This is a genomic window from Lysinibacillus sp. TE18511, from assembly GCF_054062295.1.
Genome location: NZ_JBSSFD010000033.1, coordinates 40506 through 55399 on the forward strand (window position 1 = coordinate 40506; position 14894 = coordinate 55399).

A 14894-nucleotide genomic window follows, 5' to 3' on the forward strand; every position below is an offset into this window, starting at 1 on the left:
CCTCCTACTTATCTGCCTTTGGGTATTCAATACGTGAGTGGAAAATTCCATTCAACGTTCCACAAAGTACTCGCTCTATACATTTTAACTCTTTTATTGAAATATCGCATTCATCAAACTGATTGTCTTGTACTCGATCATCAATAATTGAGCGTACCAACTTTTGAATTTTCTCTGCATTCGGTTCTTTCATCGATCGAACTGCTGCCTCCACACTGTCAGCAACACTAATAACTGCCGCTTCCTTTGTTTGTGGTTTTGGTCCTGGATATCTGTACTTTGTTTCATCTATACATTTTCCTTCTTCCTTCGCTTTAAAGTAGAAGTATTTCAACAGACTAGTCCCATGATGTTGCAAGGCAATATCAATAATTTCCTGTGGCATCTTATAACGATTTAGCATTTCAGCCCCATCAGTTGTATGTGCGATTATAATTTCCGCACTTGTTTCCGGGGACAATGAATCATGCGGATTTATACCAGACATCTGATTCTCGATGAAAAAGGCAGGGCGTTTCGTTTTGCCAATATCATGATAATAGCATCCTACACGCGCCAGTAATCCATCTGCTCCAATTTCCTCACATGCTGCCTCTGCTAAGTTCGCCACCATTACACTATGATGATATGTTCCCGGAGACTCCATTAGTAATTTTTTCAGCAATGGATGGTTTGGGTTAGAAAGTTCAATTAAACGCAACGACGACAACAAACTAAATGCTGATTCAAAGAATGGTAAGAGACCCATTGTAAGAGCCCCTGATAGAAGGGCCGATACTAATGCAGCGATAAAGTAAAACAGCCACTCTGACAAACCATAGGAAGATTGTGTCATCAGTAAATAAAATGCGATAAACGACATATTTACTAACCCTATGACCCCAACTGCATGTAGAATATGCGATCGCTTTTCCACACTACTTAAAAAGAATAAGCTCGCAAAGCCTCCAAAAATTATATACAGTGTAATTTCCATCTGCATGACAGATGAATAACCCTCTTGAAAAATAACACCAGCAGATGCCGCTGTCATTACTGTAATAAGAACTGCAGCACGATCATCCACTAATAGCCGTACAAGCATCGTTGCCAACGCTGTTGGGAAAAGGAATGCAACAGTAACATCGAAGCCCCCTGCGACCAGGCTAATAAATTTCATCAGCAGGATGGATAAACTATAAACAATTACTGTCACCAATAAAGCTTTACGTTTCTTGTTTTCATCCTCAACCGAACGTTCAAATAAAATAAATATGAACACCATTTGTAAAAGTATTAAAATGATGAGACCTGCAATCGGCTTCATCGATACTTTATTACTCACCATACCTAGAAGCTCTAATTGACGAAACGCCTCATTATCAATAATTTGACCTTCCTGTACGATGACTTGACCTTGAAGAATTCGAGTGGGTTCAACCGATTCCTTTGCCTGCTCTTTTCGAATTTTCGTTTGTTCATCGTTAATCGTTTCGTTTTCGATAATACTTGTACGTCCAATTAAAACTACCGTATTAAATATTTTATCTGGATAGCCTCGTTGTCCGCGAATTTTTGTTTCAAAATCATTTTGAGCCGCAAACAAATTTTCTGAACGAATGGATTTTTGTAAATATTCCTTCACGAGTTTTGATAGTTGCGTACTTGTTCTTTTTAAATCTTCTTCACTTTGTATTAACAAACCTTCTAGCTGTGAATCAGTAAAAATAATGGGCATTTGATCTGAATCAATGGATTCAAATTTTTTTCGGAGTTGCGCCACTTGATCGCCAATCGGAACAGGTTCTTTTTTGCTCGCAACATCCTCCTTTACTTCAAGAACATAGTCAAATAAAGAAGTTACAATCGCGGCTCGCTGCTCGGCGACATCCTCGGAAAATTCATAAACTGGTTCTACAGCGCTTGCTGCTTTTTCTCGCTCCTGTTGGGTTTTATAAGTATCTTCAATCGTTTTAGTAGATCGAACTGTTTCAGGCGCTAGTTGTAAAGGTTTAAAATCATATGTAACACCTTTAACATTGCCATACATAAAAACAAATTGTAGGGCTCCTGTTAAGATGAGAACGACAATTAAAAAGTAGCGGAAACCAATAAGTTTTATGAATTTTTGTAATTGTTTCTCCATCTGGCACCTCCTCTATCTACCTACTATCATACCAATTCAAAAAACATTTTTCCCGAAAAATGTATAAGAAAGTAAAAAAACAGCTATACAAATTGTATAGCTGTCACATTTTTTTCCATTTTAAAGGTCCTTCACCATAACGTGTGGTTGATTTCCGTTCCGACTGGGCGCTTTCCTGGGGGCGTCCGATGAGCCGCTTCACTCGCGTTGCTCGCTCCAGGGTCTCATCTGTGACGCTGATCCCCAAGGAGTCGCCCAGCCTCCACTCCAATCAACTAATATACAGTGCATATATTTTTAAAAATGTCATCCACAACTTTTGGTTATGAGCCATTTTACAACCAATTTCATGTTAAATCGATATTGATATTAAACGTTGTTGCACCTGTCGCTTCGCTTTCGGTACAGACTTTAATTCGTTGCACCTGTCGCTTCGCTTTCGGTGCAGACTTTAATATGACCGCTTTAGCGGTCATATTAAAGTTGCTGTTCTTCGTAGGCTTTGATGATTTTGGCTACGATTGGATGACGTACTACATCGCCTTGTTCTAAAATTTGGAAATTTATAGACTTTACATATTTTAGTGTTCGCTCTGCAACAATTAATCCCGATTCTGTATTTTTAGGTAAGTCGATTTGTGTTTTATCGCCCGTAATGACCATTTTTGAGCCAAAGCCTAGTCGCGTTAAAAACATCTTCATTTGTTGATGCGTCGTATTTTGGGCTTCATCTAAAATGACAAAAGCATCGTCTAGCGTACGACCTCGCATATACGCTAAAGGTGCAATTTCGATTGTGCCTCGTTCAATAAGTCGTTGAGTTTGTTCTGTCCCGTAAATATCGTTTAGAGCGTCATAAAGAGGGCGTAAATACGGATCTACCTTTTCCTTCAAATCACCTGGAAGAAAGCCTAAAGATTCCCCTGCTTCTACTGCAGGGCGTGTTAAAATAATACGCTTAACGTGCCCATTTTTTAGCGCCTGTGTTGCCATGACTACCGCTAAATACGTTTTCCCAGTACCAGCTGGACCGATACCAAAAACAACGTCTTTATGACGGATCGCTTGTATGTATTCTCGTTGACCGATTGTTTTTGCACGGATAGGCTTCCCTTTCGTCGTGCGTGCTATTTCTTCATCATATAGTTCTGCAAAATATTCGATTGTTCCTTTTTGTGTCATTTCAATAGCTGTTGCAACATCACGTTGATCAATATTAATTCCTTTGCGAATGACCTTCAAAAGAGCATGTAAAAGGAATGTCGCTTGTTCCTTCGCATCTTCTTCACCAGCAAGCTGAATTTGTTCACCACGCGTAATAATGTGGACATGTAGAGCCTCTTCGATTAACTTCATATTGGCATCGGAAATTCCGAGCAGCATGACTGCCTCGTTTGGATTATCCACTTGTAATACAGTTAAATGTTCTGACATAATCATTCTCCTTGTAGGCCTTGTATTGGACTGGCAATGTTTTCATTGACTAAAAATAGAACTTTCCCTTCAACTGTACCATTCCCCCACTTTACCTGTAAAAGGTTTTCTTTTTTTATAACCGTTTTCGTAGGTAATGAACGCAGCACCTTTTCATGTAGTAATGGTATGAGCAATGAATCTATTTTGGATTCATCAAGCTCTACTTGCATTTTTTTAGTGTACTGTTCCTCAACAATCGAAATATATGGATCGAGCCAATTAGGTAGATCTTTCTTTTGCACATAGTCAACTTTTTCTTTATGAATGCCTTTCACTAATACACGCCACCGCTTCTGTTGTAGCGTTTCCATCGTGAGCTTTGTTGGGATTTTAAACGAACATTCAAGCCAATAATCAGCGTAAACCTCTCCCTTTGCCCCAACAAAAACATCGTCTTCACCACTTTCAATTACTCCGCTTACGAGCGTATCACCTTCGTATGCCGTATCATTCACTGAAATTTTACGTTCACCATTTTGAATATTAAAGTGAGTAATCACACCACTTTTTGTTGCCACTAAATGCGTCGCAAGTTTTTCATTCGTTTGTTTAGTTTGTTTCGGGGACTCCTGAGGTCGTAAAATTACACGTCCGCCATACTTTTCAATATGCACCCATGAAAGATCTCGATGCTCTTCTAAAAGCTTCTGACGAATGACAGCGTCTGAAGGTAAGACTTTTTTAGTCATGGGCGTTTCTAATTGAAATGTATTTTGAAAGGTCTTGCCTAGACGTTGCTCTAACTCTGGAGATGCCGCTTCTATGTCGACACGCCAAATAACCTGTGCACATAGTAATGGAATTAATATCATCATCGCTAGGCCAAGCAAGGTCCAAAGCTGTGCCCGAAAAACTTGAAGCTCATCAGCATAATAGACAGCCATTTTAAGTCGATATTGACTGCGTACACGACGAATTTTGGGTAGATAGTGCATAGTTGTTTCAAAAGCAACCTCTTGCTCACGGAAGACAACACGCTTTAATGGTACATGTTGTGCGTGCAATGCTTGAATAAAAGGATGAACATTTTCGTGGCGCTTTATACGTATGATAATTGGTCGATTATTCCACATTATCGTTCACACCCATATCCTTTGTCATTTTCATATGAAGCTCCTGCAAATCCTCTACAGAAAGATGAAGCATTTCTTCTTTAAGAGCATTAATTTCTACTGATTTTCCACGCACAGTAATATGATAGTCTGCATAGATAAAAGAGCATGACGAAGCATCAGCATGTAAGAAACGGTATGGGCCAATGATTTTTAATGTTTCATATTGGAATAATTCAAGTAGTGGCGTTAATTGAAATAGTTTTCTCATAAAAAATGCCTCCTTCTTCGGCAATATATGCATCGAAAAAGGAGGACATGCTGATTATTTTCTTTTTGCTTTCGGTGGACCTAAAACTTCTGCCATTACAACAGCCTGCATGAATGATTTTTTTGAATTTGGTAATTGAAAAGCCGACTTTGATCCAGCTACTTCCACCTCTTTTTTCCCAGCTGCCAAACGACCAATACTTTCTCTTTTCGTGGTACGGCTAATTGTCTCAGTTGGGATTAACGGTGGTGCAATATAACTTGGCATTTCCTCTTTCACTGTTTCTTTGACATTTTTCTTCGACTTTTCCACTTTAGGCTGTTCATTGTTCCACTCTCCTAAAAATTCACGTGTAAAATCCTCAAAGCTTTGCGCTTTAGCAGTAGGACGTTGTTGTTGAACCTCCTCAACTGGAGGCTCAACATATGAATCTTTATTAAATGGCGGCATTGTTTTTTGTTCTTTCTTATTTTTGGATTTCCCGAAAATAGAGCTGACTATGGCAATTATCGCAACTATAATTAATTGTTCCATTTATTAGTACCGCTCCTTTCCGTTTCTATGCGTTAGAGTCATTGGTTTCTGGCTTATCTGAGCTTACTTTAGAAATGGAGTCTCGCATAGCTGTATCCGCTTGAATATTACGGTAGTTCATGTAATCCATAATACCAAGATTACCCGAACGTAGAGCCTCTGCCATTGCCTGTGGTACCTCAGCTTCCGCTTCCACTACTTTTGCTTTCATCTCTTGTACACGCGCAATCATTTCTTGCTCGTTCGCTACGGCCATTGCACGACGTTCCTCTGCTTTCGCTTGGGCGATGTTTTTATCTGCCTGCGCTTGTTCAATTTGTAATTCTGCACCGATGTTTTTGCCGATATCAACGTCTGCAATATCGATCGATAAGATTTCAAATGCTGTCCCAGAATCTAGACCTTTTGATAATACAGTTTGAGAAATCATATCAGGATTTTCAAGAACTGTCGTATGACTAGTGGCGCTACCAATTGTAGAAACAATCCCCTCACCTACACGGGCAATAACTGTTTCTTCACCAGCACCACCGACTAAACGTTCAATGTTTGCGCGCACTGTAATACGTGCCTTCGCTTTTACTTCAATCCCGTTCATAGCAACACCTGCAATAAATGGTGTTTCAATAACTTTCGGGTTAACAGACATTTGTACAGCTTCTAATACATCACGACCTGCTAAATCAATTGCCGCACAACGTTCAAATGTTAACTCGATATTTGCACGATGAGCTGCGATTAACGCATTGACTACTCGGTCAACATTACCACCTGCTAAATAGTGACTTTCAAGTTGATTAATCGTAACAGGTAATCCAGCTTTATGTGCTTTAATTAACGGGTTCACGATTCGTGATGGGATTACACGACGTAAACGCATCCCGATTAATGTGAAAATACTAACACGGACGCCTGCTGCAAGTGCAGAAATCCACAGTGCCACTGGTACAAAGGTAAAGAATACTGCGATCACAATAAACAATACGACTAGCCCTGCAATTGGACCTATTAAAGCCAAATCAAAACCCATTTGTTATTCCTCCATCTCTTTTTCTGTTGGTCTCACAACAATACGTGAGCCTTCTACTTTAATAATTTCTACATGTTCCCCTGCATCAACGTAACCACCTTCTGATACTACGTCAATACGTTCACTACCAAATAGCATTGTACCTGCCGGACGGAGTGGTGTAATTGTTTTACCCACTTTTCCGAGCAACTCTGTGCGATTAACGTTAGACACATAGCCTTCTTCCGTTGTTGTCGCATCCAACAAGACTAACTTGTTTAAAACATGCATTTTTTTACCGAAAAATTTCATCAGAATCACCATTCCTATTATCGCTACAACAAGCGCAATGAAAATCGCTAAAATCATTTGCATCATGTTTGCACCTGCCAGTATTAGACTTAGTAATATAAGCACGCCACCTAAAACACCAACAATACCTCCGGGGACAAAAAACTCCGCAATGACAAGAGCTAAACCTACAATAAATAAAAGTAATGTTTCATAACCAGCGAAGCCCGCTACCATATGACCGAAGAAAAATAATCCAAGAGCTGACAATCCCATTACACCTGGAACACCAAATCCTGGCGAAAACAGCTCCATGACAAGCCCCAAACTAGCAATCGACAACAATATTGGTATTATTATTGGATTCGTAATAAAACGAGCAATTTTTTCTGAAAAAGTAGGTTCAATCTGTACGACATCACTACCTTTTAATTGCGTTTTTTCTAAAAGGTCTTGGAAATTTGAAACTGTTTCTTCAGAATAACCAACTTCTTTTGCCTCTGAAGCAGATAAAGTTAATAATTTCCCTTTTTCTGCTCGAAATTCTGGTAAATCAAAGGATGCATCAGCCATTGCTCGTGCATATTTTGGATTGCGATCTGACGATTCCGCAGCTGCTTCCATTTGAGCAAGCCACGCACTATGAGCCTTTAAATCTGCCATATTCCCTGCTGAGTCGATTACCGCAGCCGCACCGATTGTTCCATTTGGCACCATATAGATTTCATCCGCATGTAAGGCTAAAAAGGCACCTGCAGAATGCGCGTCTTTGTTAATATACGCAATCGTACGTATGTCCGTTGCATCCATAAGCATAGCAATATCACTCGCTGCATTCACGAAACCTCCAGGCGTATGAATGTCTAGAATTATTGCTTTTGCACCGTTTTCTTCCGCCTCTTTAAAAGCTCGTTCTAAAAATGCGTGAAGCCCTCGTTCTACTTCATCATGAATAGGTATGTGGTAGACCTTGCTACTTGCAAAAGCCGACGTTAATGGAAACGCTAACAAAAAAGTCATCCAAATAACTAATAAATAACTGAGGAACCTCCGTCTTCGCATCTTTTTCCCTCCCTTCCAACATGCTTCTCTTCTGTATATACGATTGACCATGTAAAAAGTTTCACAAATCCTAATAATTTTATTATACAGTGAATTTTACATCTGCGGGACTTTATTAATCGATATAGTTAACGATGTATCAACGGTAACATAAAAAGCCAAATGGATCGCAATGATCACATTCGGCTTCTTCGATATGTACGTAAATTTGAGCACAAAGTAAAATACCCGAAATTAATCAAAAAATGATTAATTTCAGGTATATTTTTGTCTGCTCAGTGAATCATACAATTGCGTGTTATGAACGTAGGGATTTTTAATGGGAAATTAAATTACCACTTACGTTTACGTGCAGCTTCTGATTTCTTTTTACGTTTAACGCTAGGTTTTTCGTAGAACTCGCGCTTTCTAACTTCTTGAATTGTACCACTTTTTGATACAGTACGTTTGAAGCGGCGAAGAGCATCTTCAAGCGATTCGTTTTTGCGAACGACAGTTTTTGACATCTCTCTTTCCCTCCCTCCGAACACACGTCAGTACACAAATAGGCAAATAACCTTCTGCTGTGTACTAAAGAATTATAACGTATTGTCTAAAAATGGTCAATAGAAAGTGTAAGAATTAATATGGTGAATTTTTAATTTTATTTCTTGAGGAATTTCAGGTTGATTTTTTGACCACAATATATTGAATCTTTTCATCATTGGAGGTATCTTTATCCCCGCTTATTATTAGGGCAGATTATACCCCACCTTGTTTGCTCTGGGCGTTATCGTGCCCGTTAATGTGGGATCAATATGTATTTCAAAAAATTTATGGTTTACAAAAAATAGAATATAGGCGTAGAATAATCACATTCAATTGCATTACAGCCTAATCTCAATAATTTTTGGGAACGGAGGAACCAGTATTTTGGGGTTAATTCTGCATGAGCAGAAGGAATGAGACACTCTTTCGCCATTCTACCCGTCAGCTAACTTCGTCGGCTCCAGCGAAGGAGGTCATGTTAGACCACTTTTATGAGTATGGTTATTTTTTATTCCTTTATAATCTTGAAGCATACAAAAACAGTTGGTCTTTTTATTATGTAAATTTATATTTTTTTTAGATGGTTTTAAAAATCTTTATCCAAACATTGAGGAGATTAACATGAAAACAGTAAAAAATAAATTAAATCCTCCTAAAATACTCGTGTTGGGCTTTGCAACTATTATCCTGATTGGAACGCTTTTGTTAACTCTTCCTATTTCGACAGAGAATGGTCAGGGACTTTCTTTTTTAGACGCCTTATTTACGGCGACTTCTGCAACCTGTGTAACTGGCTTGGTTGTTGTGGATACTGGCGATACATTTTCAGTATTTGGAGAACTAGTCATTTTATTTCTTATCCAAATTGGTGGATTAGGCTTTATGACGTTTGCAACATTATTATTTTTACTATTAGGAAAAAAAATTTCCTTAAAAGAAAGACTTTTATTAAAAGAGGCCTTCAATAATATTACAATGGCTGGTCTTGTCAGATTGGTTAGACGGATACTACTTTTTACTGCAGTAATTGAAATAATAGGTGGTTTAATTTTATCTATCCGTTTTTCGTTCGATATGCCTGTAGGTAAAGCTATATATTATGGTTTTTTCCATTCCATCTCGAATTTTAATAATGCTGGATTTGATTTAATGGGGGGCTTTAATGGGTTGACCGAATATGTAGACGACCCGTTTATCGTTTTAACTATTTGCGCTCTTATTACAATTGGGGGCTTAGGGTTTATCGTCATAAATGAACTATATGAATATCGGGAAACAAAACGCCTTTCCGTGCATTCAAAAATTGTATTAACCACAACGCTTATTTTAACAGTTGGCTCGACGTTTTTAATTTTCTTATTTGAATATGGAAATAGCAAAACCATTGGACCATTGTCTGAATGGGGCAAATTTCTTGGTTCATTATACCAAGCTGTTACCCCAAGGACTGCTGGTTCTAATACCCTTCCTATAGGAGACTTAACACAATCCACACTATTTTTAATCATCTTACTGATGTTCATTGGTGCAGGTTCTGGTTCCACTGCTGGCGGAATAAAAATTACAACCTTCGCGCTTTTAGTTGCCACGATGTGGTCACAAATTAGAGGGAAAGAAGATGTTGTCCTCTTTAGACGTAGAATCGTTAACGAAACAATATTAAAAGCTTTAACAGTCACAATGTGTGGAATGATGATTGTTATATTCGTCACGTTTGTCTTAAGTATTACCGAGCAAGGACATAGTTTTATGATGTATTTATTTGAGGCAACCTCTGCGTTTGCTACAGTTGGACTTTCAATGGGTCTAACTCCAGAGCTATCACCTGGTGGCCGACTCGTCATCATATTGACAATGTTTGCAGGTAGATTAGGTCCATTAACAATTGCTTTTGCCATAACAAAACGACGGAAATCTGAGGCATTCCGTCATCCTAAGGGAAATATTATGATTGGGTAATCACGATAAAGGAGTGTAGAGTGCAATGTCTATTAAACAATATGCTGTAATTGGCCTAGGTAGATTTGGAACAAGTGTAGCTCGCAGATTACATGAAGCTGGGCAGGAAGTTTTAGGAATCGACATTAATGAGGAAAGAGTCGAAGATGCCGAACTATATGTGACACATGCAGTAGTCGCTGACACGACAGAAGAAAAAGCTCTTACCTCTTTAGGAATAGGCAATTTCGATTATGTTATCGTTGCAATAGGAAATGATATGCAATCGAGCATTTTAACCGTATCGTTATTAAAAGAACTTGGCATCAAAAAAGTGATTGCAAAGGCTCTTGGAAAAAGACACGGGCAAGTTTTAGATAAAGTTGGGGCTGACTGGATTATCTATCCTGAAAGAGATATGGGAGAGCGAGTTGCCAATCAGCTTCTCTCCCCCAATATGCTAAACTATATTGAATTATCAAAAGAATACAGTATAGAAGAAATTATGATTCCTTCAAAGATGGCTGGACAAAATCTGCGAGATTTAGACCTTCGCGCGAAATATAATGTAAGTGTCATTGCCATTGTTCGAGAAGGAGACATTATCATTTCCCCCTCTCCTGAGCAGATTATTGAAAAGGAAGATTTATTAGTAATGATTGGTCACCGGAAGGATCTTGCTCTATTCGCAAATATCGAATAAGCAACCAAATAGGGTATATCAAAAGGAGTTTTCTTTTGATATACCCTATTTCTTTTTCTTACTATACAACCAATCTCTATAGCCTCTCTGAACAGTAGCTTAAAATTCCGCGAGACAAAAAGATATCAATCTATACCTCGGCATAATTGCGTTCGGAATCGGCTTTGTACTTGCACAAACAATTACTTTATTTTACTATCCCATTTTCCAGAAACGGCAGATAACATTAACCATGGCTCGATCACTAAATTAATGAAAATATGAGCTACGATTGGAGCAAAGGTACTTCTTCCAGCCATAATATATAACATCGCGAGAAAACTTCCTAAAATTGTAGTACATATAATCACAGGTAGTGCAATCTTCCAATCTCCTCTCAAAAGTATCCATGCACCGTGAGCCATTCCAAATAGTAATCCAGATATCAGTATTTGCAATAGATCTGAAAATGCAATAGATAATAAATATTCCATAAGTAAATGTCTAAAAAGCACTTCTTCAACTATTCCAGTCACAATAGCAGCCCATATACCGATTATTTTAAGCCAGGAAAAGGTAAATAAATGTGCTCTTACGAAAGGTAATGCAATGATGGTATAGGCGATGTAACCTATTACAATCAAAAGTGTAAAAATCCAAATATATAAATGTGAAATTAATTCTCTCTTATAGCCAATTCCATGTTCAATAAAACCTACAGGATTATTCACAAACCAAAAAATTATACTGACTGTGAGAATAGTCGCAATAATTGTCAATACCCAACCTGTTTTAATTCTTTCTTTTGAAGTAGTTAATGCCCCCATACGATAAATCAACCTCCTTTTTGAGCTCAATATATCGAATGAAAAGCACGCAAACAATGCGTTTGGAGTAACATGTTGCCACGATTGTGTAACATGCCTTTTTCAAAGAATAACCTACATTTTCCCAAACACTGGGTATGCTATAATTTTTTGAGAGGTGATAATTCTGAAAATAGAGATAAAAATTGATACAGAGTATGAAGAACCACACATTACAATTTGTACAGCTAAACTTACTCCAACGATTCAAGCTGCTATTTCGTTATTACAACAAGAGAATGAAGAGCAAATTTTAACAGGAATAGCCAATAATAAAACATATATCATTGATCCAAATTCAATTATTGTTATTCGAACTGAAGGAAGAGAATTAGCTTTATATGATGAGGATGATCATCGTCTTATTTTAAGTAAACCTTTATATGAATTAGAGCAACTATTGGGGAATAATTTTATACGGATTTCTAAATCTGCAATTATAAACCTATCAAAAATTAAAAATATTGAGGCTTCATTTAATGGAACAATGGAAATTGAGCTAGTTTTGGGCATTAAGGAAGTAATTTCTCGTAATTATCGAAAACAATTTAAAAAGCGTTTGGGGGTTTAAATAGATGCATTTTATTAAGAATGTAGGATTTGGTATAAGTATGGGATGTACAGTTTTTGTTGTTATTAATCTTTTTGGTTATTGGATTTTTGGAGACAATTTTTTAGAAGCTATTATGGCTGATTTCATCCATCAGGTTTTAGGTTCAATTATTGTAGGAATTGCTTGTGTATTACCATCATCTATTTATAAAGTAGAGCGTTTAACGTTTTTACAACAAACGGCTATCCATTTTACCATTTCTATAGGAATATTTTCAGTTGTTGCGTCACTTTTAAATTGGATTCCAACATCATCTCTAGGGACGATTCTGTTAATGTTATTTTTCAGTATTTTACTTTTTACTATTTCTTGGCTGCTATTTTATTTATATAACCAAACTGAAGCAAAAAAAATGAATAGAAAGATTGATGAGGTAATCAATAAGCATCCTAACAACCTATAATAATTTTATACAAAAAAATGATGTGAAATTTCAACTCACATCATTTTTAGAATGGATGATTTGGTCTATAGTTTAAGGTTTTTAGGTAAAACAGGTAAGCGCATAAAGGCTTCAGATGCCTGAAAGTTACTAGAATAACAAATCGGAAACTACTTGTACAATTAACAAGAACAAGATAATAGGTAAAAGCGTTTGAATCCATTTCCCTTTCATATAAGGTAAAATTTTCAATCCAATAAACGATCCGAAAATTGAGCCAACCGTTACAGGTATAGCAATTCCCCAATTCATAATGCCTAAAAAGTAGTAAAAGACAAATGCTCCTGAACAACTTGAAAATGATATGATTCGTGTAAACTCAACTGCTTTTATATAAAGATAATGCTTTTTCAAATAATACGTTATATTCATCAATGCTGATCCTGGTCCAAAACCCCCATCATATATACTAATAAGAAATGGAATAGCCAATGATGTCGGCTGTACTTCCGTTTCTTTTTCATCAGCTACTAGCAATTTATTGCTCTTTAATACAATGAAAAAGGCAAAAATAAGTATGATACAAGCGATAACATTCATTATTTGCTCGGATAAGCGAGTAGCAAAAAATGCACCCATTACACCTCCAAAACTAGAAATTATAAAAAGGGGTATAACGGTTTGAATTGAAATATTTCTTTTTATCATAAATGTTATAACATTTGATAAAGATGAAACGCCTGTTGCAAATTTATTAATCGCAACAGTTGTGTGTATTGGAACTCCAACTAATAACATAGCAGGTAATAAAATAAATCCAGCTGCACCAAACATAACACCTATAATTGCGGCAATTACCCCAATAGTAAATAGTTGCAATCCATTTATTGAAATCCATTCACTTAATAAAACTCCCATAAAATCACCTCTACCTTAAAAATACTGATATAATCCATATAAAACAATTTAATATTTTTAGCGAATTCATAATTTTTTTTTATAAAAGAGGTGTTTTATGAACTTACATTCATTACGAATTTTTACTAGTGTAGCAAGGCTAGGAAGTATTACGGCAGCTGCAAATGAACTACGCTTAAGTCAACCTGCTGTCACAATTCAAATACGTAATTTAGAAAAAGAATTAAATCTAAAATTAATCAAAAATAAAGGGCGTGGTATCCAACTTACAACAGAAGGACAATACATTTACGAACAAGGTCAACGCTTATTTTATTTAGAAGAGCAAATGACTGAGAAAATAAAAACATTTATAACAAAAGAAGAAAAAATACAGATTGCCTCATCCTATATTCCGATTAATTATGTTTTGCCTCCGTATATTGCGGAATATAAATTGATGAAGCCAAACGTAAAATTTTTTATTTCATTAGGAAATGTTAAGAATGTAGAAGAACAATTACTAAATTATCAAGCTGACTTTGGATTTGTGGTTCAAGGCAATCTAGAACGAGAGGATTTAAACTTCGAAAAAATAGTAGACATAGAATTTTATTTTGTCGCACATCCATTGCATAAACTGGCGAACCAAACGGTACCACTGAAGACTTTGTCAAAAGAGGAAATCGTTTATCGAGAGAAAGGTAGCGCCACGCTAGATTTACTTGAAGCTATATTTTACACAAATGATTGTCCTTTACCTAAAGTAGGCGTACAAATGCAAGGCTTACATGAATCGATCAAGGTTGTTGAAGCAGGTTATGGCTTTATGCTTGCCCCTTCTTTTAGTGTGACAAATAGCATTGAAAGCCAAAAGTTAGCTCGGATTTATATTGATGGAATTGATATTAAACAAAGCTTATTTATTTGCACGAGGAAAAATGAAACAATTGAACACCCCTTTATACAATTTCTAAAAGAAAACTTAGATATAAAGTGATAATTAGGTTATTTAACAGGTGTAATGATTAACCATCTTTATCCCCTATTATCAATTAGAGGCTCGCTCATCCCCATAACGTGTGGTTGATTTCCGTTCCGACTGGGCGCTTTGTTGCTGTCGCTTCGCTTTCGCACAGATAAAACATTTGCCGCTGACGCTTCGCTT

Annotated in this window: 17 protein-coding genes and 1 riboswitch; of the genes, 5 read left to right on the forward strand and 12 right to left on the reverse strand. The window is 36.9% G+C overall.

What is annotated here, in order from left to right; all coding sequences use genetic code 11:
* Positions 1-4 precede the first annotated feature (4 nt).
* The 10 genes from ACVWXS_RS19400 to rpsU form a co-directional block, all read right to left on the reverse strand.
* Complete coding sequence (locus tag ACVWXS_RS19400) at positions 5-2125, reverse strand: HD family phosphohydrolase (protein WP_456959734.1); 2121 nt, start codon at positions 2123-2125, stop codon at positions 5-7.
* Between the two features lie 103 nt (positions 2126-2228).
* Complete coding sequence (locus ACVWXS_RS19405) at positions 2229-2396, reverse strand: hypothetical protein (protein WP_456959736.1); 168 nt, start codon at positions 2394-2396, stop codon at positions 2229-2231.
* A 76-nt stretch (positions 2397-2472) separates the two neighbouring features.
* The gene (locus ACVWXS_RS19410) at positions 2473-2601 is read right to left on the reverse strand and encodes a hypothetical protein (RefSeq protein WP_456959737.1); all 129 of its coding nucleotides are present in this window, start codon (positions 2599-2601) and stop codon (positions 2473-2475) included.
* A gap of 1 nt (position 2602) precedes the next feature.
* Positions 2603-3559, reverse strand: a complete 957-nt coding sequence (locus tag ACVWXS_RS19415; protein ID WP_368635931.1) for a PhoH family protein — start codon at positions 3557-3559, stop codon at positions 2603-2605.
* 2 nt (positions 3560-3561) lie between these two features.
* Entirely contained in the window at positions 3562-4674 is a 1113-nt protein-coding gene (locus ACVWXS_RS19420; protein WP_374965904.1) for a sporulation protein YqfD, read from the reverse strand.
* Positions 4664-4924 carry a hypothetical protein gene (locus tag ACVWXS_RS19425; protein WP_456959739.1) on the reverse strand — a complete coding sequence of 87 codons (261 nt, stop codon included), beginning with the start codon at positions 4922-4924 and terminating at the stop codon, positions 4664-4666. The genes ACVWXS_RS19420 and ACVWXS_RS19425 overlap by 11 nt, the downstream gene beginning before the upstream one ends.
* Positions 4925-4978: 54 nt before the next feature.
* On the reverse strand, positions 4979-5458 hold the full coding sequence (locus ACVWXS_RS19430; RefSeq protein ID WP_456959741.1) for a hypothetical protein: 480 nt from the start codon (positions 5456-5458) through the stop codon (positions 4979-4981).
* 25 nt (positions 5459-5483) lie between these two features.
* Positions 5484-6488 (reverse strand): flotillin-like protein FloA, encoded by a 1005-nt coding sequence (floA, locus tag ACVWXS_RS19435; protein WP_368635928.1) that lies wholly within the window; start codon positions 6486-6488, stop codon positions 5484-5486.
* Between the two features lie 3 nt (positions 6489-6491).
* Positions 6492-7820, reverse strand: coding sequence for an NfeD family protein (locus ACVWXS_RS19440; RefSeq protein ID WP_456959744.1), 1329 nt, complete (start codon positions 7818-7820; stop codon positions 6492-6494).
* A 332-nt stretch (positions 7821-8152) separates the two neighbouring features.
* Complete coding sequence (gene rpsU, locus ACVWXS_RS19445) at positions 8153-8326, reverse strand: 30S ribosomal protein S21 (RefSeq protein WP_004227078.1); 174 nt, start codon at positions 8324-8326, stop codon at positions 8153-8155.
* A gap of 354 nt (positions 8327-8680) precedes the next feature.
* A riboswitch (cyclic di-AMP (ydaO/yuaA leader) is annotated at positions 8681-8823 on the forward strand.
* A gap of 146 nt (positions 8824-8969) precedes the next feature.
* Between rpsU and ACVWXS_RS19450 the strand changes: the two genes are divergently transcribed.
* Together ACVWXS_RS19450 and ACVWXS_RS19455 are read left to right on the forward strand one after the other, a co-directional pair.
* Positions 8970-10307, forward strand: a complete 1338-nt coding sequence (locus tag ACVWXS_RS19450) for a TrkH family potassium uptake protein (protein ID WP_456959745.1) — start codon at positions 8970-8972, stop codon at positions 10305-10307.
* A 25-nt stretch (positions 10308-10332) separates the two neighbouring features.
* Positions 10333-10989, forward strand: a complete 657-nt coding sequence (locus tag ACVWXS_RS19455) for a potassium channel family protein (protein WP_374965900.1) — start codon at positions 10333-10335, stop codon at positions 10987-10989.
* A gap of 182 nt (positions 10990-11171) precedes the next feature.
* On the opposite strand, the gene ACVWXS_RS19460 is transcribed toward ACVWXS_RS19455, so the two are convergent.
* Complete coding sequence (locus ACVWXS_RS19460) at positions 11172-11795, reverse strand: CPBP family intramembrane glutamic endopeptidase (RefSeq protein ID WP_456959747.1); 624 nt, start codon at positions 11793-11795, stop codon at positions 11172-11174.
* Between the two features lie 157 nt (positions 11796-11952).
* On the opposite strand from ACVWXS_RS19460, the gene ACVWXS_RS19465 reads away from it, so the two are divergent.
* Together ACVWXS_RS19465 and ACVWXS_RS19470 are read left to right on the forward strand one after the other, a co-directional pair.
* Positions 11953-12405: a LytTR family DNA-binding domain-containing protein gene (locus ACVWXS_RS19465; RefSeq protein ID WP_368635923.1), complete on the forward strand. Its 453-nt coding sequence runs from the start codon at positions 11953-11955 to the stop codon at positions 12403-12405.
* 4 nt (positions 12406-12409) lie between these two features.
* Positions 12410-12850 carry a DUF3021 domain-containing protein gene (locus tag ACVWXS_RS19470; protein ID WP_456959748.1) on the forward strand — a complete coding sequence of 147 codons (441 nt, stop codon included), beginning with the start codon at positions 12410-12412 and terminating at the stop codon, positions 12848-12850.
* A gap of 129 nt (positions 12851-12979) precedes the next feature.
* Here the strand turns inward: ACVWXS_RS19470 and ACVWXS_RS19475 are convergent, their stop codons facing one another.
* Positions 12980-13747, reverse strand: coding sequence for a sulfite exporter TauE/SafE family protein (locus ACVWXS_RS19475; protein ID WP_456959749.1), 768 nt, complete (start codon positions 13745-13747; stop codon positions 12980-12982).
* A gap of 97 nt (positions 13748-13844) precedes the next feature.
* On the opposite strand from ACVWXS_RS19475, the gene ACVWXS_RS19480 reads away from it, so the two are divergent.
* Positions 13845-14726: a LysR family transcriptional regulator gene (locus ACVWXS_RS19480; RefSeq protein WP_456959751.1), complete on the forward strand. Its 882-nt coding sequence runs from the start codon at positions 13845-13847 to the stop codon at positions 14724-14726.
* Positions 14727-14894 lie beyond the last annotated feature (168 nt).

What these genes read in the sequence shown, in the direction of transcription:
- ACVWXS_RS19400 (WP_456959734.1), bottom strand. Translation starts at nt 2,125, where the DNA reads ATGGAGAAACAATTACAAAAATTCATAAAACTTATTGGTTTCCGCTAC.
- ACVWXS_RS19420 (WP_374965904.1), bottom strand. Translation starts at nt 4,674, where the DNA reads ATGTGGAATAATCGACCAATTATCATACGTATAAAGCGCCACGAAAAT.
- ACVWXS_RS19480 (WP_456959751.1), top strand. Translation starts at nt 13,845, where the DNA reads ATGAACTTACATTCATTACGAATTTTTACTAGTGTAGCAAGGCTAGGA.
- rpsU (WP_004227078.1), bottom strand. Translation starts at nt 8,326, where the DNA reads ATGTCAAAAACTGTCGTTCGCAAAAACGAATCGCTTGAAGATGCTCTT.
- ACVWXS_RS19440 (WP_456959744.1), bottom strand. Translation starts at nt 7,820, where the DNA reads ATGCGAAGACGGAGGTTCCTCAGTTATTTATTAGTTATTTGGATGACT.
- ACVWXS_RS19475 (WP_456959749.1), bottom strand. Translation starts at nt 13,747, where the DNA reads ATGGGAGTTTTATTAAGTGAATGGATTTCAATAAATGGATTGCAACTA.
- ACVWXS_RS19470 (WP_456959748.1), top strand. Translation starts at nt 12,410, where the DNA reads ATGCATTTTATTAAGAATGTAGGATTTGGTATAAGTATGGGATGTACA.
- ACVWXS_RS19425 (WP_456959739.1), bottom strand. Translation starts at nt 4,924, where the DNA reads ATGAGAAAACTATTTCAATTAACGCCACTACTTGAATTATTCCAATAT.
- ACVWXS_RS19460 (WP_456959747.1), bottom strand. Translation starts at nt 11,795, where the DNA reads ATGGGGGCATTAACTACTTCAAAAGAAAGAATTAAAACAGGTTGGGTA.
- ACVWXS_RS19410 (WP_456959737.1), bottom strand. Translation starts at nt 2,601, where the DNA reads ATGACCGCTAAAGCGGTCATATTAAAGTCTGCACCGAAAGCGAAGCGA.
- ACVWXS_RS19450 (WP_456959745.1), top strand. Translation starts at nt 8,970, where the DNA reads ATGAAAACAGTAAAAAATAAATTAAATCCTCCTAAAATACTCGTGTTG.
- ACVWXS_RS19415 (WP_368635931.1), bottom strand. Translation starts at nt 3,559, where the DNA reads ATGTCAGAACATTTAACTGTATTACAAGTGGATAATCCAAACGAGGCA.
- floA (WP_368635928.1), bottom strand. Translation starts at nt 6,488, where the DNA reads ATGGGTTTTGATTTGGCTTTAATAGGTCCAATTGCAGGGCTAGTCGTA.
- ACVWXS_RS19430 (WP_456959741.1), bottom strand. Translation starts at nt 5,458, where the DNA reads ATGGAACAATTAATTATAGTTGCGATAATTGCCATAGTCAGCTCTATT.
- ACVWXS_RS19455 (WP_374965900.1), top strand. Translation starts at nt 10,333, where the DNA reads ATGTCTATTAAACAATATGCTGTAATTGGCCTAGGTAGATTTGGAACA.